This window comes from Halomicrobium sp. HArcht1-1 (assembly GCF_058933285.1).
This window is the reverse complement of sequence record NZ_JBZYDL010000001.1, coordinates 862133-883168: the sequence shown is the minus strand read 5'-3', so window position 1 is coordinate 883168 and position 21036 is coordinate 862133. Positions and strand designations below refer to the sequence as shown.

The 21036-nt window shown below is 66.2% G+C and carries 24 protein-coding genes; 13 read left to right on the top strand and 11 right to left on the bottom strand.

The genetic code is table 11. From position 1 onward, the window contains the following. Window positions 1-22: 22 nt before the first annotated feature. The 3 genes from AC5FRZ_RS04780 to AC5FRZ_RS04770 are packed head-to-tail and all read right to left on the bottom strand — an operon-like array spanning window position 23 to window position 3316. Window positions 23-1165, bottom strand: coding sequence for an ABC transporter permease (locus AC5FRZ_RS04780; RefSeq protein ID WP_493564024.1), 1143 nt, complete (start codon window positions 1163-1165; stop codon window positions 23-25). Further along, window positions 1155-1823, bottom strand: a complete 669-nt coding sequence (locus tag AC5FRZ_RS04775; protein WP_153552684.1) for an ABC transporter ATP-binding protein — start codon at window positions 1821-1823, stop codon at window positions 1155-1157. The genes AC5FRZ_RS04780 and AC5FRZ_RS04775 overlap by 11 nt, the downstream gene beginning before the upstream one ends. Further along, window positions 1820-3316, bottom strand: a complete 1497-nt coding sequence (locus AC5FRZ_RS04770) for a COG1361 family protein (protein ID WP_493564023.1) — start codon at window positions 3314-3316, stop codon at window positions 1820-1822. Before AC5FRZ_RS04770 ends, AC5FRZ_RS04775 begins: the two co-directional genes overlap by 4 nt. Window positions 3317-3560: 244 nt before the next feature. On the opposite strand from AC5FRZ_RS04770, the gene AC5FRZ_RS04765 reads away from it, so the two are divergent. Genes AC5FRZ_RS04765 through AC5FRZ_RS04755 form a run of 3 tightly spaced genes read left to right on the top strand, consistent with a single transcriptional unit; the run spans window position 3561 to window position 4591 of the window. Continuing rightward, complete coding sequence (locus tag AC5FRZ_RS04765) at window positions 3561-3908, top strand: winged helix-turn-helix domain-containing protein (RefSeq protein ID WP_170093614.1); 348 nt, start codon at window positions 3561-3563, stop codon at window positions 3906-3908. Then, window positions 3905-4258: a hypothetical protein gene (locus AC5FRZ_RS04760; RefSeq protein ID WP_153552687.1), complete on the top strand. Its 354-nt coding sequence runs from the start codon at window positions 3905-3907 to the stop codon at window positions 4256-4258. The genes AC5FRZ_RS04765 and AC5FRZ_RS04760 overlap by 4 nt, the downstream gene beginning before the upstream one ends. A 42-nt stretch (window positions 4259-4300) precedes the next feature. Further along, entirely contained in the window at window positions 4301-4591 is a 291-nt protein-coding gene (locus AC5FRZ_RS04755) for a DUF7521 family protein (RefSeq protein ID WP_493564022.1), read from the top strand. Here the strand turns inward: AC5FRZ_RS04755 and AC5FRZ_RS04750 are convergent. The 3 genes from AC5FRZ_RS04750 to AC5FRZ_RS04740 are packed head-to-tail and all read right to left on the bottom strand — an operon-like array spanning window position 4588 to window position 7860. Next, on the bottom strand, window positions 4588-5496 hold the full coding sequence (locus tag AC5FRZ_RS04750; RefSeq protein ID WP_493564021.1) for a cation diffusion facilitator family transporter: 909 nt from the start codon (window positions 5494-5496) through the stop codon (window positions 4588-4590). The two genes, AC5FRZ_RS04755 and AC5FRZ_RS04750, sit on opposite strands and share 4 nt — an antisense overlap. A gap of 25 nt (window positions 5497-5521) precedes the next feature. Continuing rightward, on the bottom strand, window positions 5522-7243 hold the full coding sequence (locus tag AC5FRZ_RS04745; RefSeq protein ID WP_493564020.1) for a sensor histidine kinase: 1722 nt from the start codon (window positions 7241-7243) through the stop codon (window positions 5522-5524). Between the two features lie 47 nt (window positions 7244-7290). After that, window positions 7291-7860: an HIT family protein gene (locus tag AC5FRZ_RS04740; protein WP_208628839.1), complete on the bottom strand. Its 570-nt coding sequence runs from the start codon at window positions 7858-7860 to the stop codon at window positions 7291-7293. Between the two features lie 244 nt (window positions 7861-8104). Here AC5FRZ_RS04740 and AC5FRZ_RS04735 point away from each other — a divergent pair, with 244 nt between their 5' ends. Continuing rightward, entirely contained in the window at window positions 8105-8302 is a 198-nt protein-coding gene (locus tag AC5FRZ_RS04735; RefSeq protein WP_170093610.1) for a DUF7835 family putative zinc beta-ribbon protein, read from the top strand. Window positions 8303-8396: 94 nt separating this feature from the next. Here AC5FRZ_RS04735 and map read toward each other — a convergent pair whose 3' ends face one another. Next, complete coding sequence (gene map / locus AC5FRZ_RS04730) at window positions 8397-9293, bottom strand: type II methionyl aminopeptidase (RefSeq protein WP_170093609.1); 897 nt, start codon at window positions 9291-9293, stop codon at window positions 8397-8399. A 59-nt stretch (window positions 9294-9352) separates the two neighbouring features. Here map and AC5FRZ_RS04725 point away from each other — a divergent pair, with 59 nt between their 5' ends. Next, complete coding sequence (locus AC5FRZ_RS04725) at window positions 9353-9577, top strand: hypothetical protein (protein ID WP_153552694.1); 225 nt, start codon at window positions 9353-9355, stop codon at window positions 9575-9577. 5 nt (window positions 9578-9582) lie between these two features. On the opposite strand, the gene AC5FRZ_RS04720 is transcribed toward AC5FRZ_RS04725, so the two are convergent. Together AC5FRZ_RS04720 and AC5FRZ_RS04715 are read right to left on the bottom strand one after the other, a co-directional pair. Next, a complete protein-coding gene (locus tag AC5FRZ_RS04720; protein WP_493564019.1) occupies window positions 9583-10428 on the bottom strand; it encodes an isoaspartyl peptidase/L-asparaginase in 846 nt (281 codons plus the stop codon). Between the two features lie 23 nt (window positions 10429-10451). After that, window positions 10452-10754: a hypothetical protein gene (locus AC5FRZ_RS04715; RefSeq protein WP_493564018.1), complete on the bottom strand. Its 303-nt coding sequence runs from the start codon at window positions 10752-10754 to the stop codon at window positions 10452-10454. Between AC5FRZ_RS04715 and AC5FRZ_RS04710 the strand changes: the two genes are divergently transcribed. The 3 genes from AC5FRZ_RS04710 (at window position 10737) to AC5FRZ_RS04700 (ending at window position 15561) form a co-directional block, all read left to right on the top strand. After that, entirely contained in the window at window positions 10737-11216 is a 480-nt protein-coding gene (locus tag AC5FRZ_RS04710) for a hypothetical protein (protein ID WP_493564017.1), read from the top strand. The two genes, AC5FRZ_RS04715 and AC5FRZ_RS04710, sit on opposite strands and share 18 nt — an antisense overlap. A 105-nt stretch (window positions 11217-11321) precedes the next feature. Further along, entirely contained in the window at window positions 11322-12599 is a 1278-nt protein-coding gene (icd, locus tag AC5FRZ_RS04705; protein ID WP_153552696.1) for an NADP-dependent isocitrate dehydrogenase, read from the top strand. A gap of 514 nt (window positions 12600-13113) precedes the next feature. After that, a complete protein-coding gene (locus AC5FRZ_RS04700) occupies window positions 13114-15561 on the top strand; it encodes a family 20 glycosylhydrolase (protein WP_493564016.1) in 2448 nt (815 codons plus the stop codon). Between the two features lie 38 nt (window positions 15562-15599). On the opposite strand, the gene AC5FRZ_RS04695 is transcribed toward AC5FRZ_RS04700, so the two are convergent. Beyond that, the gene (locus AC5FRZ_RS04695; protein ID WP_493564015.1) at window positions 15600-15935 is read right to left on the bottom strand and encodes a cupin domain-containing protein; all 336 of its coding nucleotides are present in this window, start codon (window positions 15933-15935) and stop codon (window positions 15600-15602) included. Between the two features lie 124 nt (window positions 15936-16059). Between AC5FRZ_RS04695 and AC5FRZ_RS04690 the strand changes: the two genes are divergently transcribed. The 5 genes from AC5FRZ_RS04690 to AC5FRZ_RS04670 all read left to right on the top strand — a co-directional run bounded on the left by AC5FRZ_RS04690 (window position 16060) and on the right by AC5FRZ_RS04670 (window position 19655). Then, the gene (locus AC5FRZ_RS04690; RefSeq protein ID WP_170093604.1) at window positions 16060-16890 is read left to right on the top strand and encodes a CPBP family intramembrane glutamic endopeptidase; all 831 of its coding nucleotides are present in this window, start codon (window positions 16060-16062) and stop codon (window positions 16888-16890) included. A gap of 37 nt (window positions 16891-16927) precedes the next feature. Further along, on the top strand, window positions 16928-17452 hold the full coding sequence (locus tag AC5FRZ_RS04685; protein ID WP_208628834.1) for a DUF5817 domain-containing protein: 525 nt from the start codon (window positions 16928-16930) through the stop codon (window positions 17450-17452). Between the two features lie 158 nt (window positions 17453-17610). Then, complete coding sequence (tnpA, locus tag AC5FRZ_RS04680; protein ID WP_493564014.1) at window positions 17611-18003, top strand: IS200/IS605 family transposase; 393 nt, start codon at window positions 17611-17613, stop codon at window positions 18001-18003. 1 nt (window position 18004) lies between these two features. After that, window positions 18005-19261 carry an RNA-guided endonuclease TnpB family protein gene (locus AC5FRZ_RS04675; RefSeq protein WP_493564013.1) on the top strand — a complete coding sequence of 419 codons (1257 nt, stop codon included), beginning with the start codon at window positions 18005-18007 and terminating at the stop codon, window positions 19259-19261. Between the two features lie 142 nt (window positions 19262-19403). Further along, a complete protein-coding gene (locus AC5FRZ_RS04670) occupies window positions 19404-19655 on the top strand; it encodes a hypothetical protein (protein ID WP_493564012.1) in 252 nt (83 codons plus the stop codon). A 92-nt stretch (window positions 19656-19747) separates the two neighbouring features. Here AC5FRZ_RS04670 and AC5FRZ_RS04665 read toward each other — a convergent pair whose 3' ends face one another. Then, complete coding sequence (locus AC5FRZ_RS04665; protein WP_493564011.1) at window positions 19748-20728, bottom strand: outer membrane protein assembly factor BamB family protein; 981 nt, start codon at window positions 20726-20728, stop codon at window positions 19748-19750. Window positions 20729-21036: the final 308 nt, after the last annotated feature.

Here is a 21036-nt window from a genome sequence, read left to right as displayed (position 1 = left end):
CGAATCCCACAACGGCGACCGGTCAGTCCCGGAGTGCCTCGACCGGCCGGGCGTTGGCCGCCTTCCAGGCCGGATAGAGGCCGCTGAGGAAGCTGGCACCCGTCCCGAAGAGGAAGCCAAGCATCGTGTACTGCAGGGCTTGCCCAGAGAAGGCGAGGGGGTCCGAGAGCAACTGTGCGTTCATCACCATGCCCAGGCCGATACTGATGAACACGCCGAAGATGGAGCCGACGACGCCCAGCAACGCCGCTTCGTACAGCATCAGCTTGACGATGTCGAGGCGGTGATAGCCGACCGCCCGGAGGACGCCGATCTCCTCTTTGCGCTCGATCGTGCTCATGAGCATCACGTTGAGAATGCTCACGGACGCGACCAGCAGCGAGATCCCCCCGACCGCGAGCAGGAACGTCCGGATGAGGCCGATCTGCTGGTTGAACCGTTCGAGGGCCGACTCGGCGTCGAAGACGCTGTATCGCGAGCGCCGCTCACTGTTGAGATTCTCGTCGATCCGATCGCTGATGGCGAACGCTTGCTGGGGCGTCTCCGCGCGAATGAGAACCTGTGACGCGCCGTCACCGAGTTCACCCGGTGGCAGGACGACGGCATCGCCCGTCGAGACGAACGAGGCGCGACTTGACTCGGCCAGCACGGCGACGACCCGACGGCTCTCGCCGTTGACCTGCACGCTGTCTCCGGGTTGGACTCCGAGCGTCTCTGCCAGTTCGTTCCCGATCGCGACACCCGAACGCCAGTTCCGCGGGATCTGGCCCGATTCCGCGGTGACGAACACCTCTGGATCGGAGACCGACACCAGCGGCGCGCTCGTCGTCTGCTGTAACCCGGTCACTCTCGCCCCTCCACGGGAAAGCGTGTAGACATCGCCGTTGCCGGCGTAGCGTTCGATCTCGGCGACCTGTTCTCGACGGAGCAACCCGAACTCCGAGTCTTCGCCGGGGCCGACGCCGACGGTTCGGATCGCGTCGTCGGCCGTCCCCATGAACGACTGTTCGAGCGTGGCACCGAACATCCCCAGCGAGGCGATCGCGACCACGCCGATAGTGATCCCCGCCATCGCGAGGATCGTCCGAGCGCGTGCCCGCGAGAGGTTGTTCCGAGCGAAGGCCAGGAACGGCGAGAACCGCGCGAGCGGGCTGTCAATCATCATCTAACCTCCCGTCGACGAGCCTGATCGTCCGGTCGGCGAAGTCGGTCACCTGCTCGTCGTGGGTGACGGTGAGGATCGCGACGCCCTCGTCGGTGATCTCGCCGAACACGTCCAGTACCTGTGCGCCGGTGTCCTGGTCGAGGTTCCCCGTCGGCTCGTCGGCCAGCAGAATGTCGGGGTCGTTGATCAGCGACCGCGCGACGGCCACCCGCTGTTTCTGCCCGCCGGACAGCTCGTTTGGGTAGTGGTCGAGTCGGTCACCCAGCCCGACGCGTTCGAGTAGTTCGTCGGCCCGCGCCTGCAGGTCCGACCGATCGTCGCGGACGAGGCCGGGGACGGCGACGTTCTGCCGTGCGGTCAGCGTCGGCACCAGGTAGAAGCTCTGGAAGATGAACCCGACGGTCTCGCGTCTGAGGTCCGTCCGTTCGCGCTTCGAGAGCGTCGACAGTGCCGTCCCGTCGACGGTGACGCTGCCCTCGGAGGGCTCGTCGAGCAGGCCGAGCAGGTTCAGCAGCGTCGACTTCCCGCTCCCGCTGGGGCCGACGACGGCCGCGAACTCCCCGGCGTTTACGTCGACTGAGACGCCGTCGAGGGCCCGCAGCGTCTTGTCGCCGGACTCGTAGATCTTCACCGCGTCGGTGGCGCTGATGACGCTCATCGGTATCGTCGGTACGCGAGCCCGCCGGCCACCACGACGAGCACGATCCCGCCGATCAGCACGATCGGCATCGAGGAGTCGCGCTGCGGTTGCTCCGCGGCGGCCCCGGTAGCCCTCGGCGTGTACGGGACGGTGGTCGTCTTGGTGATCCGCTGGCCGTTGACCCGGTAGCTGACCTCGACCGGCACCGAGACGGTCTCGTTGGTGTCGCCGATCAGTCGGGCGTCGACCTGGAAGGACTTGAAGTCACTCTGTGGAACGTTGCCGACGAAGTAACTCGACTGGGACTGGGCCGGCCGAATCAGTTCGTTCTGGCCGACCGAGACGGTCACGGCGGAGGCGTTGCTGGTCCCGAGGTTGCTGGCGCTGCCACGGACCGTGAGCTGACTGCCGACCTGTTCGGTCCGGACGCCGGTGAGCGTGATGTTGCCACTCGCGCTGAAGTCTTCCCGTACCGTCACCGTGCGCGAGATCTCGCGTCCGTCGAGGCGGTAGTTGACGGTCAGCGGGATCGCGGCAGTCGACGCGCCCTCGGGGACCGTCGCATCGAGTTCGAACCCAGTGGAACTGCTGGCATCGAGAGAGCCGACGAACGCAGTCGACTGGGCCTCACCGAGGCTGTACTTGCCGTCTTCGACGGTGACGGTGACTCCCGATACGTTCGTCTCGCCGCCGTTGTTGGCCTGTCCGGAGACCTTCAACTCGCCGTCAGCACCCGACACCTCGACGCCGCTCAGCGAGACTTCGCCGGGATTCTCGGCGCGGTCGGCCGTCGTCGTCAGCTCGCGGGTGACGCTCTTGAACTCGCCGTCGTCGGTCGTGTACGAGACGGCTGCTTCGACCGTCTTCTCGCCCGGTTCGACGTCGCTCGCCGAGAACTGCAGCGTCCTCTCTGCCCCCGCGTCCAGCTGTGAGACCACGCGACGGTCTTCGTCGAGTTGCAGGTCGGTCGAGGACAGATCGACCGTGACCGCTCGGATCGGTCCCGTGCGCGCGTTCGAAACCGAGAGGTCGAAGGTCGCGTCACCGTCGGCACCGACAGCGCCACCGGACAGCGACAGCGCGGGGTCGGTCTCGCCGGCAGTGACGGTCACGTTCCGCTCGAAGTTGATCACGTCACCACCAGAGAGGACCTGGACGTGGAGGACGAACTGCTGTTCGCCCCGTTCCTCGATGTCGACTCCGAGGTCCCGCGTCGTCGACTCGCCCGGTTCGATCGTGCTCGACTCGTCGGTCGAGTTGTACAGCGTACTGTTGTCGGCGGTCGTCTCGCGCACTTCGACCGAGCGAAGCTGGTAGTTGTCGCTGGCCGCCGCCGGGTTCGAGACGGTCGTACTGATCGTCACGGTGTCGCCCGGCGCGGGCTGGTCCGGTGTCGTGGTCGTACTGATCGAGACGACCCCGGTGCTGGCACCCGTCACGGGACCGACGGTGAGTGCGACGGTCCCGACGAGGAGTATCGCGACGAGCGAGAGCGATCGGAGTCGCTTCATCGGGCACCTCCAGTGGCGGACAGAGAGCGTCGAGAGGAAGGCGTATCGGTCGTCCTGCGGGGCACGTTCGGCGACATCGATGGCGTAGTCATTCCGTTTTCGCCTTTGGCCCCCGAATAAAAATACCACCGCCCACAGCTTCCCGGCGTGAAATTGTGCCGGCCCGTTTTTTATACTCCCCCGTCGATCACGGATATGAACCGTGTCTGGAACCGCCCCGTCACTCGCTACGTCGACGTGACTGATGAGCGAGGAGCCAGGGATCGAGACTGTCGCCGAACTCCTCGACGACGAGTACGCACGGGAGATCCTCGCCGCGACGAGCACGGAACCGATGTCGGCAGAGGACCTGGCCGACGCCTGTGACGCCTCGCCGCCGACCGTGTACCGCCGGCTCGAACGGCTGCGCGAGCAGGACCTCGTCGTCGCCCAGCAACAGCTCGATCCACAGGGCCACCACTACGACGTGTTCCGGGCACAGCTGTCCCGCGTCACGGTCGACCTGGCGGACGGCGAGTACAGCATCGACATCGAACGCCGTGAACCCGACGCGGCCGACCGCTTCACCGAACTGTTCGAGGGGCTCAAATGACGACCGCACCACTGGCCACACACGCCGCGAGCGGGTCGACGCCACTCCAGTCGACGGCCTCGCCGGGACAGCTGCTCGTCTTGCTGTTCTTCCTGGGGTTCGTCCTCTCGGTCGTCCTCTCGATCATCATCCTGATCAAGGGCGTCCAGAGCTACCGGCGGACCCACGACTCGGCGCTGCTGGGCATGGCTGCGGGCATCCTGCTCTTGAGCGGCGTGCCGCTCGTGGTGAACCTGATCCTGGGCAACACGACGGGGGCCAGCACAGAGACGATCCGGATCGTCACGGACCTGACCAGACTGAGCGGGCTCGGTCTGATCCTGTTCGTCATCTACCGCACACAGCGATGACCCGAAACACGACATCACTGCCGACAGCGGGGGCGAGTAGCCGTGAGTGAACTCCTCCAGGCGTCGCTGGCGGTGACGACGGTGACCGCGCTCCTGACGGCGGTCGTCGGCGGCTTCGTCGCCTACCAGGCCTACCGGGGCTACCGGCGCAACGCCAGCCGTGCGATGCTGTCCCTGGCCGTCGGCATCCTGCTGTTGACGACGATACCGTTCGTGCTGAAACAGCCCCTCGTCCTCCTCTCGCTGGCGACGACCGCCGAGGCAGAGCTGATCGCCCAAACGTGTCGAATCACCGGCCTGCTGACCGTGCTGTACGCGTTTACCGGCGCTTAGTCGACGAGGCGGTCCACGTCGGCGTCGGCTTTCCACTCGCCCAGTTCCTTGGGGTCGACGTGGACGAACACGTCGTCGACCTCCGGTAGTTCCTGAATCGCCTCGATGACGGCGGTCTCGATGTCGTGGGCCTCGAACAGCGTCTTGTCGCCCTCGACCTCGACGTGGAGGCTCACGTCGATCTCCGGGCCGACGTAGTGGGCGATCACGTCGTGGGCACCCTCCACGTCGTCCTGTTCGAGCGCGCGGCGGACGATCTCCGCCCGCAACTCCTCCGGTGGCGCGGCCCCGACGAGGTAGTCGAGGTTGTCCCGGACGACCTCGACGCCGGTGTAGATGATGCCCGCGGAGACGACCATCGCGGCGATCGGGTCCAGGACCGGGTAGCCAAGCGTCGCGCCGACGACGCCGACGAGCGCCGCGGCTGCCGTGAGAATGTCGTTGCGGTTGTCAAGCGCCGTCGCGACCAGCGCGGGAGAGTTGTGGTCCCGGCCGGCAGACAGACAGTACCGATACAGGGCGTACTTCAGCACGCCGGAGAAGACGAGGACGGCGACGGCGGCGGGGCCACGGCTCACGCCGACATCGCCCGACAGCAGCGAGCTGGCGGCCTGCCAGAGGATGATCCCACCGGCAGCGAAGATCCCGACGGCGACGAACAGCGAGACGAACGGCTCGATCCGCTCGTGGCCGTGGGGGTGCTCGAAGTCCGGCGGCTGTGTCGTCAGGTAGAGCCCGGCGACGATGACGAGGCTGTAGGCGGTGTCGGCGAGGCTGTTGACCGCCTCCGAACCGACAGCCAGGCTCCCGGTCTCCGTCCAGACGACGCCCTTCAGGAGCACGAGCGCGAGATTCGCGCCCAGGATGACGAGACCGACCCGGCGGAGCACGTCCCGACGTGACATTACGTCGTCGTTGCGCCGGGGGTGACTAAGCCGCTTCGCTCGCGTCGACGCCGGCTGGAGAACTGATCCCAGTGATCTCGAAGGTGGCACCGGTGGCTGCTCTCGAACGAGCACCCGATTCAGTGTGTCCGTCGTGGGCGTCGTCGGCTGCTCGCCCCGACACCGTGATCTCCCAGCCGTGGGCGTCGACGATCTCGCTGACGATCGCCAGTCCGAAGCCGGTCCCCCCGTCGGTCGTCGAGTAGCCGGATTCGAACACTGCCTCGCGGTCGTCGACCGGGATGCCGGGACCGCTGTCTGCGACGTAGAAGCCGTTACCGTCCGGTAGTCGCCCGACTCGAACGGTCACGTCGTCACCACCGTGTTCGACCGCGTTCCGAAAGAGGTTCTCCAGCAGTTGACGGAAGCGGTCGGGGTCGGCGACGAGGTCGAGATCGGTTTCGACGACCAGATCGGCGTCGCCGGCCTCGATGACCTCCCAGCACGACGCCGCCAGCGACGCGAGCGAGATCGGTTCGGTCTCGTCGATTGGCTGGCCCTGCCGGGCGAGCGAGAGCACGTCGTCGATGAGCGTCTCCATCCGGTCGAGCGCCCGCTCTCCGCGCTCGAAGTGTGAGGGGTCCCCCGTCTCGCGAGCGCCCTCGAACGCGCCACGCAACACCTGCAAGGGGTTCCGGAGGTCGTGAGAGACGACGCTGGCGAACTCTTCGAGGCGCTCGTTCTGGCGCTGGAGTTCGCGTCGGTCGCGCTCGCGCTCCGTGATGTCGGTAAAGAGCACGAGCCGACCGACCGGTGACCGTCCGGCCGCGAAGGGACTCTCGGTGAGCTGGTAGTACCGGACCTCGCTGCCGTCGTGAACGGACAACACCCCAGATTCGGAGTCGAGTGCCTCGGCGACGGACGGAACGACGCTCCAGAGCGGCCGTCCGATCACGTCTGGTTGGCTCAACGAGGGAAAGAGGCTCGCTGCGGCTCCGTTGTACTCCCGGAGCTGATCGCGTTCGTTCACGATGAGGATGGGCTTGTCGTCTCCGTCTGCGAGCCCGATCGCTTGAAACCGTTCGTGGAAGACGAACGAGACGCCGACGGCGAAGACCGCGACACCGAGCGGTTCGTGGCTCACGTCGACGAGCAGGGGCGTCGCGTGCCCGACGAAGTTCAGTACGAACGGTGCCCCCGTCACCGCGACGAGGAGGCCGAACGGCCACGTCTCGTAGCTGACCTGCCGGAGCCGCTCGAAGAGCATGAAGTACCCGACGAACGTCAGCGCGTAGGAGAGTCCGACGACGATCCAGTGTGCGGGGCCGTGTGTCACGGCCAGGTGGGGGAACGGCGCCGTCGCGGTCCGGGTCGCGAAGTACAGTCCGTGATACGAGTTCGTGACCTTCAGCGCGACGACGACGAGGAAGATCGCGACGGCCGCGCGTCGCAGACCGGTGCTGCGATGCAGCGTCCGACCGGTGAACGCCGAGCAGAAGTAGAGCCAGGCACCGACCGTCGCGAGGCCGACGACGAGGCCCGCGACGTAGAACGCGGTTTTGAGCCGGGGATCTGGCACGAGGAAGTAGCCCAGGTACGAGAGCGCCCAGCCACCGCTGGTCAGGAGTAGTGCCGTCAGTCCACGTCGCGTGCCCGGCTCTTCGAGGTGCTGGACGCGGTCGATACTCACGAAGCAGGCCAGTGTTGCCACAGTGAACACCAGGAGATAGCCCGCGTAGGTGAGGTCACCAGACAACTGAATGATCACTCGAAGACTCCGTCTGTTGCAGTGTTCACCGCCGAACGGTCATGACACTATCGTTCCCGACAGTTCGAGCCACGTTCGCTCCCGAACGAGACGGCGGTGTCGTCGTCGACGACCGTCGCGTCGTCCTGGGCCGCGAACCCCTCGTGAACGCGGTCGTACGTGTCTTCCAGCCCCTCGACGATCACCTGCGTGTCGCTGACCACCGGCATGAAGTTCGTGTCTCCCTCCCAGCGGGGGACGACGTGGGTGTGGAGGTGGTCCTCGATCGAGCCGCCCGCGGGTCCCCCACCGAGGTTCAGCCCGGCGTTGAAGGCGTCCGGGTCGAGCGACGCCTCCAGAGCGTCGAACGTCCGCTGTTTCAGGCGAGCGTGTGCGAGCAACACCTCCTCCGGGAGGGCCCGGTAGTCCCCCGTGTGCTGGTAGGGGATGACCATGACGTGGCCCGGACTGTACGGCGCGTTGTTCAGCAACACGTAGGCGTGGTCGTTGCGGGCGACGACTCTGTGCGCCCGGTCGTCGTCGCGCTCGGGCAGCGCACAGAACACGCAGTCGACGTCCGGGTTCTTCTCCTCGCGTTCGACCCACTCGATCCGCCACGGCGCGAACACCTGCTCCATGGCCGTGGATCGGCCGCGAGACGCTAAATCGCTTTGCCACGAGGCCGGCGAATCCAATATTTAAACCTTGTTGCCGTTCACGGGTTGCTCCCCATCTAGACAGTACGAGAGAGATTCTTAAACAGTCTACTGCCCTCTCGTACCATAAGATGCCATATTCGACTTCCGTCTTGCGATAAACGGTCTAAACGACCCCGAACTGTGGAGGGTTTTTATGCGTTGATCTCCCGTTGGTCGAACCGGGATGGCAGTCACAGACACCGACACCCACATGTCGGAGACGTGCTCGACGTGTGACCGAGCGACGCCACACGACGTCTCCGTCCAGATACTGACCGAAAGCACCAAATCGAAGAACGCCGCGTTCTCGCGGGAACCGTATCGCGTCAGTGAGTGTCGAGTCTGTGGTACCACGACAGAGACGCGAATGAACAACGCCTGATACGGACATCCCGGCACCACCCACCACCCACGCCACCTTTTGGGCGCTCACCGCCGAGCGCCAGCGCACCCGACACCGAGTCACCGAGAGCGCGTCAGTCGAGCCGCGTCGTCACTTCACAGCCGTCATCTGTCACGATGACGGTGTGTTCTCTCTGGCTGACGAGTTCGCCCTCGGCTTCCTGGAGGACCGGGTAGCCGTGAACGATGTCTTGCTGTTTCAGGCGACGGAGCGCCATTCCCGGACGGGACACGTCGAGCCACCGGGCCGCGAACGGCAGGGTCTTGAACTCCTCGGTGATCTGGTTCAGCGCCTGTCTGGCCTCGCGGTTGCGGACCGACCCCTCCCGTTCCAGCGAGAAGATCTCCTCCGTCGCACCCTCGTTTACCTTCCCCGTCCCGGTCGTGGCGAACGGTTCGATCGCGACGACCTGTCCCGCCTCCAGGGTCGCACCGCCGGGGATCGACCGGTTCGGGACGTTCGGCTCGGTGTGTTGCTCCCAGTGACCCAGCCCGTGGCCCGTCAGGTTGACCACCGGATTGTAGCCGTACCCCTCGATGACATCCTCGATGACGGCTCCGATTTCGCCGGTCTGGACGCCGGCCTCGACGGTCTCCAGTGCCGCGTCGAGGGCCTCGTCGGCGGCGGTCTTCAGCTCGTCGTTGCCCGAGAGATCGACCGTGACGGCCGTGTCGGCCAGCCACCCGTCGATGTGGACGCCGATGTCCAGTTTCACCATCTGCTCGCCGACGGTGCGGTCGTCGTCCGGTCCGGCAGCCCCGTGGGCGGCCTCGTGGTCGACGCTGACGTTGACCGGGAAGGCGGGCTCGCCGCCCAGTTCCCGGATGCGGTCTTCGGCCCACTCGGAAATTTCGAGGTAGCCGGTCCCCACTTCGAGTCGGTCGGCGGCCTCGTTGCGCACCTGTGCCAGGATCTCTCCGGCCTCGCGATGTTTCTCGTACTTCTCGGCGGCCAGGTCCACGTCTGTCATGAGTGTGGGTTCGGAACTGTGGGGCAAAGGGTTTGCCGTTGTACGTGAAAAGGGGTGTAATGGCTACCAACCGTGAGGGACCGATCTACGCCAGCACGCTCCTGTGGGGGGTCGTGCTCCTGGCGACGGCCGCCGTCATCGTGACCCGCGGTCTCTGGTCGGGCGTCGTGGTCTTCGCGAGCGCCGCCGCGGGCGTGGCCGTCGTGACCGCGTTGCTCGCCGTCGTCGAGCGGTTCGGCAGCGAACCGCAGTACGACAACAAGCTCGACCCCTGGGACGAGTAGCGGCCCTACCGCGTGGCCGTCTGCATCGCGTCGGTGTTCTCGGCCGCTCCGACGCGGCCGGCGTGGTCGAGGACGATCACGCCCGCGCGTCCGCCCGTCGCGTCCGCGAAATCGTCCACGGCCGTCTGGGCGGCCTGGCTCGGCTCGTGTCGTTCGAGCGCCCGAACGGCCTCCTTCGCGAGTCCGTACCGAGCGATCGCCTCTCCCTCGCCGGTCGCGCTCGCGGCCCCTCGCTCGTCGGCGTAGACACCGGCCCCGAGCTGGGGCACGTCGCCGACGCGGCCGGCCAGTGCGAACCACCGCCCGCCAGTCGAGGTCGCGGCCGCCACCCGATCGCCGTCGGTCGCGACCGCACCGACCGTGTCGTGGCTCGCACCGAACCGCTCGCGGACCCACGCCAGTTGCTCGGCGGCGTCTCCGTCCGGCGGGTCGGCCGCCTGCCAGCGCTCTCGCGTGCGCTCCGTCCACAGATTCCCGTCCGTCTCGACGCCGACCGTCGCCGCGAACTCGACGGCGCGGTCGCCGGCCAGCAAGACGTGGGGCGTCTCCGTCGCGACCGCTCGCGCCACGTCGACGGCGTGTTCGACACCGGGCATCGCGCAGGCGGCCCCGGCGAGACCGTCGTCGGTCATCACGCTCGCGTCCGTCCGGACGACGCCGTCGCTCTGGACGGTGCTGCCGACGCCGGCGTTGAAGCGAGGATTCGACTCCAGGACGGCGACCGCGTCCCGGACCGCGTCGAGTGGCGACGCGGCGTCGCTGCCCGCACGAGCGGCGTCGTCGAGGACCGCCTGCCGAGCCGTGGGTTCGTCGGGGACCGATCCAGCGCCGCCGTGGACGATCAGATCCATGTGGAGGTCGAGCGCCGCCACGGTCAAAAGCGACCCGGCGAACCGAAAACCCGAATGGAACGGGCTGACTGGTCGAGAGCGATGTACGAGCCGAGGATGCGACGGAGTACGCCCTGATCGACCGCTGGGACGACGGCTTCGGCTGGTTCGCTCACCCCGAGGAAGGCGGCCAGCGGGCCAGCCACGCCGTTCGTGCCAGCGACGACGGATCTACCCGCGGCGACGGCGGCGTCTGGCTGTTCGATCCGATCGACGCCCCCGGAATCGACGAACGCGTCCACGACCTCGGCGAGGTGGCCGGCGTCGTCGTGCTGTCGGACTACCACGCCCGCGACGCCGGGACGTTCGCCCGCCGACACGGCGTCTCCGTCCACGTACCGGACCACCTCGACCGGAGCGCCCAGCGGGTGGACGCCCCGGTCGAACGGGTCTCGGGATCGGTCGCCGGCTTCGAGCTGACGGCGATCAGACCGCTACGGGCGTGGCGTGAAGTCCTCGCCTACCGGGAGGCCGACGGGACGCTGTACGTCCCGGACTTCCTCGCCGGCGAGAAGTTCGCCGTCGGTTCGGAACGCCTCGGGATGCCGTTCCTGAGTCGCCTCTCGCCGCCACGGCGACTGTTCGCCGACTGCGATCCCGACCGAATCCTGCTCGGCCACGGCGAGGGGGTCTTCGACGACGCCAGCGCCGCGCTGACCGACACGGTGACGAACGCTCGCGCTCGCTTCCCGCGGGCACTCGTGAACGCACCGACCGAGATCCGTGCCGTGCTCGACGCAGTTCGCTAGCCGAGACATCGGACTCGATTCCCGCGGCAGACGGCCCCTGTCCCCTGTTACCATGCCCTCGCGGAAAGCGGCACTCCTTTAGGCGCGACTTTCGATTGGCCGGGTATGAGCTACGATTACGACAAGGTCGAGGTGCCCGCCGAAGGCGAGAAGATCGAGGTCGTCGACGAGGACAACGACGAACTCGACATCCCGGAGAACCCGATCGTCCCCATCATCCACGGCGACGGTATCGGGAAGGACGTGGGCCCGGCCGCCCAGAAGGTGCTTGAGGCCGCCGCGAACGCGACAGGCCGCGAGATCTCGTGGATGCGCGTCTTCGCAGGCGAGTCCGCCCGAGAGAAGTACGACGAGAACCTCCCCGACGACACCGTCAACGCGATCGACGAGCACCGCGTCGCCATCAAGGGGCCGCTGACGACCCCGGTCGGCGCTGGCTTCCGCTCGCTCAACGTCGCGCTGCGCCAGACGCTCGATTTCTACTCGAACGTCCGACCGACCTACTACCTCGACGGCGTCCCGTCGCCGATGAAAGCGCCCGAGGAGATGGACATGGTCACCTTCCGTGAGAACACGGAAGACGTCTACGCCGGCATCGAGTGGGAGGCCGGCACCGAAGAGGTCGAGCAGGTCCGGGACTTCGTCGAGGAGGAGATGGGCTTCGACGACGTGATGCACGACGGTCCGATCGGCATCGGCATCAAGCCGATCACCGAGTTCGGTTCCAAGCGGCTGGTCCGCAAGGCCATCGACTACGCCATCGAGCACGACCGCGACAAGGTCACGCTCGTCGGCAAGGGCAACATCATGAAGTTCACCGAAGGCCAGTTCACCGAGTGGGGTATGGAGGTCGCCGACGAGGAGTACTCCGACGACGAGGTCTTCGCCGCACCAGACTCCCTGTGGGAGACTCAGGACGACATCGACATCCCCGAGGACGCCGTCATGGTCGAGGAGCGCCTCGCCGACGCGATGCTCCAGTGGATGCAGCTGCGCACCGACGAGTTCGACGTGCTCGCGATGCCCAACCTCAACGGCGACTACCTCTCGGACGCCGCTGGCGCACAGATCGGCGGCCTCGGCATCGCACCGGGTGCGAACTTCGGTGACGCCCGCGTGCTCGCAGAGCCCGTCCACGGCTCGGCCCCGAAGCGCGCCGGCCAGAACATGGCCAACCCGACCGCGATGATCCTCTCTGGCCGTCTGATGTTCGACTACATGGGCTGGAAGGACGCCGCCGACCTCGTTCGCGACGCCGTCGAGGAGACGATCTCCTCGGGCAAGGTCACCTACGACCTCGAACGCCAGCTCGAAGACGCCGAGAAGCTCGGCACCGAGGAGTACTCGGACGCCATCGTCGAGAATATCGAGAAGCTCGCGTAAGCGAGTTTCTGGACTCGCCCGGCGTCACCGCGCGAACAACGAGACACTCGCGCCAACGACGCCGTCGCCGTTCGACTGTTCTATCGTCTCGGATCGGTGAGAATCGTCTCCGTCAGTCCCTGCTGATACTGCCAGCTGTACGTCTGTGAAGAATTTTGCGACCACGGGGTCGCGAATATCTTGAAACAGTGACAGCCGGTATATGACTGGACACATCCATCGTCCGTTCACTTCCTCACCCGACTGGCACGGTCTCACCAGACGCCGCCTCGGTTCAGTACACACCTACAGCCACTTATATAAATATATAATGAAAATGTACTAATACAGAAGGGTTCGTGGCTAGGGTTGACTGGCGTGCGATCCGTCAGTTCGAGCACAGTGAGACGATCGACGACGGACGCTTCGGATCGCAACCGGCCCGGTTGGGGGATGTGGACACCGAGAGGTCGCGCGGATCGACGGTTGGCCCGACCCGGCCAGCGAGCGACTGCCGAAGGCGACATTCGAACGTATGAGAGAAACACGACGAAACATCCTACGGAAGGCATCGGCACTGTCTGCGCTGGCGATCGGCGTCAGCGGGACTGCATCGGCAGCAGATTGCAGCGACGTCCAGCAGTGGCAATCTGGCACCGCCTACAACGGCGGCGACCGCGTGGTTCACGACGACGTTCTCTGGGAAGCCGAGTGGTGGACCCAGGCCAACGAACCCGAAGCGAGCGACTCGGTCTGGACGAAGATCGGCGACTGTGGTGGCGACACCGAGAACGAAGCTCCGGTCGCGTCGTTCACGGCGAGCGTCAGTACACCCGCACCGGGCGAGTCCGTCACGTTCGACGCGTCGGAATCCTCCGATCCGGACGGCTCAATCAGTTCGTACGCCTGGGAGTTTGGCGACGGCGACACAGCCACCGGACAGACGGGGAGCCACACGTACGAGTCGGCGGGCGATTACACGGTCACACTCACCGTGACCGACGACGACGGCGCGAGTGGGACGGCATCGACGACGGTGTCGGTCTCGGAAAGCGACAACGAGGCCCCGAACGCGTCGTTCACCGTCTCGCCGTCCTCGCCGACGACGGGCGAGTCGGTGACCGTCGACGCTGCCGACTCCTCGGACGCAGACGGGTCGATTTCGTCGTACGCCTGGGAGTTCGGCGACGACGCGACCGCCAGCGGTCAGACCGCGACCCACACGTACGACTCGTCGGGCGAGTACACGATCACACTCACCGTGACCGACGACGACAGCGCGACCGACACCAACTCGACGACCGTCACCGTCGGCGGCGACGACGGCGAGTGTAGCGGCGTCTCGAAGTGGGACTCCGAAGCGACCTACACCGGCGGCGACCGGGTCGTCTACGACGGCACGCTCTGGGAGGCCAGGTGGTGGAGCCGGGGTGACGAGCCCAGCGATGGGGCTCCCTGGAAGGAGATCACCTCCTGTGGGCCGCCCGAGCCAGTCACGAAGACGCTGGCCGATCTCGTGCCAAAGCCCGACAGCGTCACGACCGCCGACGACGGCTTCGAGATCACGTCCTCGACGACGATCGTCGCCGAGGGAAGCGGTACCGAGATCGGACAGTACCTCGCCGACCTGCTGGGGCCGGCGACCGGTTTCGATCTGTCCGTCGAGAGTGGCTCGTCCGCGTCCGCGGACAGTATCGCGCTGTTGCTCAACGGCGCACCCTCGTCGGTCGGTGACGAAGGCTACGAGATGACCGTCGACAACGACGGCGTCACGGTCCGTGCCAACGCGGTCTCGGGCCTGTTCTACGGTGTCCAGTCGATCCGGCAGGTACTCCCGGCGGCGGTCGAGGCCGACAGCCAGCAGTCCGTCGACTGGGTCGTCCCCGGCGGCTCGGTCACCGACGCACCGCGCTTCGAGTACCGCGGCGCGATGCTGGACGTGGCACGACACTTCTTCGACAAGTCGGTCGTCAAGGAGTTCATCGACCAGGTGGCGGCCTACAAGATCAACCACCTGCACCTGCACCTGACCGACGACCAGGGCTGGCGTATCGAGATCGACGACTGGCCGAACCTCACGGACGAAGGCGCAGACTCGGAGGTCGACGGCGGGCCCGGCGGCCACTTCACGAAGGCGGACTACCAGGAGATCATCCAGTACGCGCAGGATCGCCACATGACGGTCGTCCCGGAGATCGACATGCCCGGCCACACCGGGGCGGCCCTGGAGTCGTACGCGGAACTGAACTGTGACGACACGAAACGCGAGGAAGACACCGGCATCAACGTCGGCGACACCACGCTGTGCATGGACGACGAGCACAAGGAGACGAGCCTCCAGTTCGCGGCCGACGTCATCAGCGCGGTCGCCGAGATGACGGACGGGCCGTACTTCCACATCGGTGGCGACGAAGCCGATGTCCTCTCGGAAGCCCGGTACGAGGAGTTCATGGACGCGGTTCTCCCGATGGTCGAGGACGCCGGAAAGACCCCCATCGGCTGGCACCAGATCGCCAGCACGGAGCCCGTTGAGTCTGCGCTCCTCCAGTACTGGGGCACCGACGCACAGGCCCCGGAGGTCGCGGCCCGGGCCAGCGAGGGCAACGACGTCATCGCCTCGCCGGCCCACCTCTCTTACCTCGATCAGGACTACAACGGACAGGACGGTGTGGGCCAGGACTGGGCGGGACCGGTCTCGGTCGAGGACGCCTACACCTGGGATCCGGGCAGCTACATCGACGACGTCGACGAGTCGTCCGTCACCGGCGTCGAGGCACCGCTGTGGACGGAGTTCGTCGAGACCCAGGACGACATCGAGTACATGGTGTTCCCGCGACTGGCTGCCATCGCGGAACTGGGCTGGTCGTCGTCGTCCGATATCGGCGACTTCGACGCGTTCAGCCAGCGTCTGGCCCTACAGGGCCCACGCTGGGCGCAGGCGAACGTGAACTACTACCAGTCTGATCTGGTCGACTGGCCGTAAGTCGGCAAGCGGCGCGGGCAGTGTCCCGCGTCACACTGTCACTTCCAGTCTGGCTCGTCGCGTGGCGGGCTGAACACGTCGATCCCGCGCACGGGCTCGTCCGTTCGATTGGCCGCCTCGTGTGGCTCCTCGGCCGGGACGACGTAGGAGTCGCCGGCACCGACGACCTGTTCCTCGCCGTCGATAAGGAACGTGAACGTCCCGCGAGCGACGAAACCGACCTGCTCGTTGGGGTGGCTGTGTTCCGGGACGACCGCGCCCGGTTCGATGTGGAAGTGCTGGACGTTCATCCGCTCGCCGACCGCCAGCGGCGCGATGTGGACGCCGTCGACGACCTCGGTGAACTCGCTGTCGGCGGTGTCACAGACCTGCATGGCAGAGGTGAGTGGAGGGCGGCAGGTAAGCTTACCGGGGCGGTGGGGGGGTCGAGCTGGGACGCGTCGGCGGACTGGAGAACAGTTTTCATGCCGTCGACTCCAAAGATCGAGTACCATCAAGATGAACGAGCAATCGAAGCGAACGGCCGTCGCACTGGTCTCCGCGCTCGGGCTCGGCGCTGGCGGCTTGATCCTGGGGATCGTCCTGGCGAACGTCGCGGGAATCGGGCTGATTCTGGCCGGATTCGACCTCGACCCGACGAGCGTCGAGTTCCTGATCCTCTCGCTGATTTTCGTCCAGGGCGTCGGCTGTTTCGGCGTGTCGATGGCGTACGTCAACGCCAGACCGTCGCTGGGGCCGAAGATCAGAGAGCGACTGGGTTTCGAACCCGGATCGACGCCCTTCGACATCGGTTACGGCGTGCCCGATCTGCGCGACCTCGGTGTGATCTTCGGGGGGTACTGTACCGCCTTCGCGGGCGTGATCGTCGGCCTCCTCGTCATCTCACAGCTACAGGTCGAGACCGGACAGAACCAGCTCGGTGAGGTCGCGATGGCGAACCCCGGAATCGTCCTCTACCTGATCCCGGTGATGCTGTTCGTCGTCGGACCCAGCGAGGAGTTGCTCTTCCGTGGCGTCGTCCAGGGTCGCCTCCGTGAGGTCCTCAGTCCGGTGTCCGCGATCCTCATCGCCAGTATCGCCTTCGCTGGGATGCACGGGGTCGCACTGGTCGGTGGTTCGACCGTCGGGAACGCGCTCGTGCTGGTCGTGTTGCTGTGGCCGGCGCTGGTGTTTGGAACGAGCTACGAGTACACGGACAACATCGTCGTCCCGGCGGTGATCCACGGCATCTACAACTCGACGATCGTCCTGTTCCTGTACATCGGTATCGTCTACGGCGACGAGATGGCGGCGGCACCCCAGACGCTGCTGGCCGCGCTGCCGGTGTGACCGCCAGATTCAATCACGGACCGTCCCAACGGTGAGTATGTACGCCGTCGTGGGGTGTAGCGACTGTTCGGCGCTGTGGATCGTCGAGGGGCGGCCGGCGACGACCCAGTGTCCCCGCTGTGGCACGACCAGAAAGCACGAGAAGCGCCGCAAGTTCGTCGAGACCGACGACGAGGACCACGCCCGCGAGGTCCGGTCGTCGATGCTCGCGAACCGTCAGGATCAGGGCGACGCGTTCGCACGACTGGATTCGTTCGCCGAGATGGAGGGGCGACTCGACGACGCCGGTCCGAGCGACGAGGCGGTGCTAGAGGCTGCCGGCGTAGATACAGAGGAGGTCGCGGCCGCCGCCGAACGGTCCGAGGGCGGCGCTGGCGGGGGACAGAGCCGAAAGGAGACCGTCCTGTCGGCACTCCGCGAGTGCGAAGCGCCCACCGAGGCAGACGTGATCGACTACGCGACCGAGCGCGGCGTCCCCGCCGACTACGTCCGCGACGCACTGGCGAAGCTCCGTCGCCGCGGCGAGGTGACCGAGAGCGGCGGGACCTACCGGCGACTATGAACGTCGCCGGCTATCTTGATTCAGCGAGAGAATCCCGCCGTTCACGGCGGGCGTGAATTGCGTAAGCTCGGTGCGACAGTCCACGCGGTTCTGCCCGACCGAATACCCAACGGCACAAGAATTATTGAGATTGGGTGTCCTATATTTGTCAAGGCCAAATGGAGTATCACCTGCAATCCGGGTCGCACACGGTCTACGCGCTCCAATACCACTTTGTGACTGTCACGAAGTGTCGCGCCGACATCCTCACCGATGAGCGGCTGGAGCGCGTGGCTGAAATCGCTCACGAGATTGCAGACGACTTCGAGGCCGACATCAAGAACGTAGACGGTGGCACCGACCACGTTCATATCCTGTTCACGACCAAACCCACCACCGACCTCACGAAGTTCATCAACTCACTCAAGGGTGTTACCTCGCGCCAGATTCGCCAGGAGTACCCCGAAGTGAAACAGATGCTCGAAGATGCGTTCTGGCAACCGGGGTACTTCCTCGCCACGACCGGCCAAGTGAGCATTGACGTGCTGATGGACTACGTGGACGACCAGTAGCATGACCGCGACAACCACGAAAACGCTGGAGGCTACGCTCGCCCCGCCGACAGCCCACAAAGAACGCAAACTGTGCGACCTGCTCGACACCTACCGGGCAGGACTCCTCGAAGCGTTCGAGGCCGGGTGCGAGACGATGACCGCCACCAGCGACGTGGTGACGCCCTACGACCTGCCGTATCAGGCGAAGGCGGCCCTGTGTAACTACGTTCCGCAACTGCACGGCACCTACGATGCACAGGAGTTGGACGACGACCACCCGGTTCGACTCACCAACCAAGCCGCCGAGTTCGACCACTCGCCGGAACGCGATTACGAGTTCACGTGGTGGGTGCCACAGCCCGGTCGTGGGACGAATTTCTGGATACCACTTCGTATCAACCACGCTCAAGAAGAACTGTGGCACGACCTCGTGGACAGTGACGCGTCGGCAGGCCAACTCCGCCTGCAACGCCACCGCACGTCGTGGACGCTTCACGTCACGGTCGAGTTCCCGGTCGAAGAACCGGACTACGAACCGACAGACGACGATGTAACACCAGTCGGCTTCGACATTGGCGAAGCACACCTGCTCGCGGGCTGTGCCTGCGAGCAGGGGACTCCGACTGACCCACTGCTCATCAACGGTGGTCGCGCTCGTCACCTTCGCAAAGAGATGTTCACGACGCTCAAGCGACTCCAAGAGCGTGACGCCACACAGTGGCGGATAGACGAGCGATTCGACCACTACCAGAACGCACTCACAGACATCATCGAGAAGGCATCTCGACGTGCCGTCGAGTACGCCTGTCGATTCGAGAAGCCAGTCCTCGTACTGGAAGACCTTTCGGACATCCGCGAAGACCTCGACTACGGCGAATGGATGAACCGACGACTCCACGCATGGGCGTTCGCTCGCTTGCAGGAGCGCATCGAGGACAAGGCACGAGAGGCAGGGCTTCCGGTCGAATACCTCCGACCGGAGTACACGAGTCAGACGTGTCACGAGTGCGGTCACATCGGGCACCGGAACGGCGACGTGTTTCGGTGCCAGAACGACGAGTGTTGGGTATCGGAGTACCACGCAGACATCAACGCGGCGGTCAACATCGCTGACCGCCATGACCCGTGGGGTGAGAGCCTGCCGCTGAAACCGGCGGGCGATGACATCTCACGGGATGGGAGCGCCTGTGACAGCGCCGCGACCCCCACTGAGCAGAGCCAACCACGGCAGATGACGCTCGGCGAGGTCGGGTCGGAACCCACTGCCGGTAGTTAACCGGTATTCCCATGCAGGGAAGCCGCGCCGTTTACGGCGCGGAGGATGTCACGCCGTCGAGCCCGGCCGGACCGCCGTCGGTGTCCTGGTCGGGGCCGCCGGACTGCTCTTTCTCGCCCAGCCGATCACGGGACCGATCGACGTGGGCGGCGTCCCGATCCAGCCGGCGCTGGCCTCTCCGGTCGTGCTCGCTGCGGGACTCGCGCTCGGGACGGTCGTGTTCTACCGGCAGGGCTATACGCTGTTCGCGGCGGCACACGCGGTCTTCGCCGTCTCGCTGGTCGGCTTCGTCGGCGGGGTCGCTCTCGGGAGCGACCGCCTGCTCGTGGTCGGCGTGGCGGCGCTCGTCGGCGGCGCGGGGTGGCTGGTGACGATCCAGCGGCGGGCGTCCTGATACGACCGGCTGTACATCTGTGAACGGTTTCGCCACCCCGGGGTGGCGAAGAGCGTCACGAAGTGACAGCCGGCAGTATGACTCCAAGCGAGCTACGCCAGCGCAGTCAGCTCCCCAGCGCCGCCGACGTAGAGTCGGTCGCCGACCGAGAGGAGCGCGTGGCTCACCTGTCTGTCTCCGACGCCGGCTTCCCACCGCACCGCGCCGGTCGAGCCGTCGAGGGCGACGACGCGCCCGCCGGCCGCGTCTGGCCCGGAGAGGTACACCGTCTCGTTGGCGATCACGGGACAGCCCGCACGAAAGTCGAGGGACTGTGACCACGCTGTCGCGCCGCTGGTGCTGTCGAGTGCGTACACGGTGCCGTGGGACGTTCGAGCGCCCGCTGGACGGGCGAACGTGTACACGCGCCCGGCGTCGGGGTCGACTGCCGGCGTGTAGACGTAACTGGCCAGTTCTCGGTGCCACCGCCGCTGTCCCGCGTCGAGATCGTACGCTATCAGCGGGACGGTCGATCGGCCACCGGTGCCGACGGCTCCCCGGTACAGCGTCCCGTCGACGACGGCAGGCCACAGGACGGCGACGCTCTGATGGGATGGCTGCCAGGACGTGTGAATCGCCGGTGGCTCGCCGAGGAGGGCCCTCAGCGCCGAACGGTCGGACCGGTAGCAGCGGACTCGGGACGGCGAGGAGACGAGTGGCCGCCCCTGGTAGATGCTGATGTCGTGGTCGCCACCGGTCGATGCGTGCCACCGGATCGCCCCGGTGTCCGCGTCGAGCCCGTAGAGCGCGTCGGTGTTCGTCGCGACGTAGATCGTGCCGCGGTGCTCGACGGCCGAGTACGCTTGTCCCTCCGGGAGCTTCGTTTCGAACAGCGCCGTGCCGGAGGCCGCGTCCAGCGCCCGGAACGTCCGTCCGCCGAGGTACAGCCGCCCAGCGACGTAATCGAGCGACCCGACGCCGTCGAGATCCGCCTCGTGCCACCGTGTCACGCCGTCCGCCCGGACGGCGTACACGTCACCCGACGCGCCGGATCGCAGCGTCAGACAGTACACCGTCCCGTCGGCTGCGACCATCCGGAACACCGTTCCCCGGAGATCGACGCGCCACTCGCGTTGGGGTGTCTGTCTCGGTGGCGTAGCAGTCGGACTGTGGCGACTGTTTCGAACGCCGCGGTGCTGTGACGGCCACGTCCCCGCCGGGGGTCGCCGATCGGATCGTATCGTTCGCTCCGGACGCTGCGGAGCGCGGCAGCCGGCAGTAGCGACCGTTCCGGCGGCGACACCCGCACGGAGCAGTGACCGACGGTTGTACTGAGGCATGACGGTGGTGTTGACTCGGTGACCGTTCGGCGGCCACGGCTATTCCTGTCAAATATCGCCAG

Excerpts from the sequence above, each read along its gene's own strand:
- AC5FRZ_RS04780 (WP_493564024.1), bottom strand. The coding sequence starts at position 1,165 with ATGATGATTGACAGCCCGCTCGCGCGGTTCTCGCCGTTCCTGGCCTTC.
- AC5FRZ_RS04775 (WP_153552684.1), bottom strand. The coding sequence starts at position 1,823 with ATGAGCGTCATCAGCGCCACCGACGCGGTGAAGATCTACGAGTCCGGC.
- AC5FRZ_RS04770 (WP_493564023.1), bottom strand. The coding sequence starts at position 3,316 with ATGAAGCGACTCCGATCGCTCTCGCTCGTCGCGATACTCCTCGTCGGG.
- AC5FRZ_RS04765 (WP_170093614.1), top strand. The coding sequence starts at position 3,561 with ATGAGCGAGGAGCCAGGGATCGAGACTGTCGCCGAACTCCTCGACGAC.
- AC5FRZ_RS04760 (WP_153552687.1), top strand. The coding sequence starts at position 3,905 with ATGACGACCGCACCACTGGCCACACACGCCGCGAGCGGGTCGACGCCA.
- AC5FRZ_RS04750 (WP_493564021.1), bottom strand. The coding sequence starts at position 5,496 with ATGTCACGTCGGGACGTGCTCCGCCGGGTCGGTCTCGTCATCCTGGGC.
- AC5FRZ_RS04740 (WP_208628839.1), bottom strand. The coding sequence starts at position 7,860 with ATGGAGCAGGTGTTCGCGCCGTGGCGGATCGAGTGGGTCGAACGCGAG.
- AC5FRZ_RS04735 (WP_170093610.1), top strand. The coding sequence starts at position 8,105 with ATGGCAGTCACAGACACCGACACCCACATGTCGGAGACGTGCTCGACG.
- map (WP_170093609.1), bottom strand. The coding sequence starts at position 9,293 with ATGACAGACGTGGACCTGGCCGCCGAGAAGTACGAGAAACATCGCGAG.
- AC5FRZ_RS04725 (WP_153552694.1), top strand. The coding sequence starts at position 9,353 with ATGGCTACCAACCGTGAGGGACCGATCTACGCCAGCACGCTCCTGTGG.
- AC5FRZ_RS04720 (WP_493564019.1), bottom strand. The coding sequence starts at position 10,428 with ATGGATCTGATCGTCCACGGCGGCGCTGGATCGGTCCCCGACGAACCC.
- icd (WP_153552696.1), top strand. The coding sequence starts at position 11,322 with ATGAGCTACGATTACGACAAGGTCGAGGTGCCCGCCGAAGGCGAGAAG.
- AC5FRZ_RS04700 (WP_493564016.1), top strand. The coding sequence starts at position 13,114 with ATGAGAGAAACACGACGAAACATCCTACGGAAGGCATCGGCACTGTCT.
- AC5FRZ_RS04695 (WP_493564015.1), bottom strand. The coding sequence starts at position 15,935 with ATGCAGGTCTGTGACACCGCCGACAGCGAGTTCACCGAGGTCGTCGAC.
- AC5FRZ_RS04690 (WP_170093604.1), top strand. The coding sequence starts at position 16,060 with ATGAACGAGCAATCGAAGCGAACGGCCGTCGCACTGGTCTCCGCGCTC.
- AC5FRZ_RS04685 (WP_208628834.1), top strand. The coding sequence starts at position 16,928 with ATGTACGCCGTCGTGGGGTGTAGCGACTGTTCGGCGCTGTGGATCGTC.
- tnpA (WP_493564014.1), top strand. The coding sequence starts at position 17,611 with ATGGAGTATCACCTGCAATCCGGGTCGCACACGGTCTACGCGCTCCAA.
- AC5FRZ_RS04675 (WP_493564013.1), top strand. The coding sequence starts at position 18,005 with ATGACCGCGACAACCACGAAAACGCTGGAGGCTACGCTCGCCCCGCCG.
- AC5FRZ_RS04665 (WP_493564011.1), bottom strand. The coding sequence starts at position 20,728 with ATGGTCGCAGCCGACGGGACGGTGTACTGTCTGACGCTGCGATCCGGC.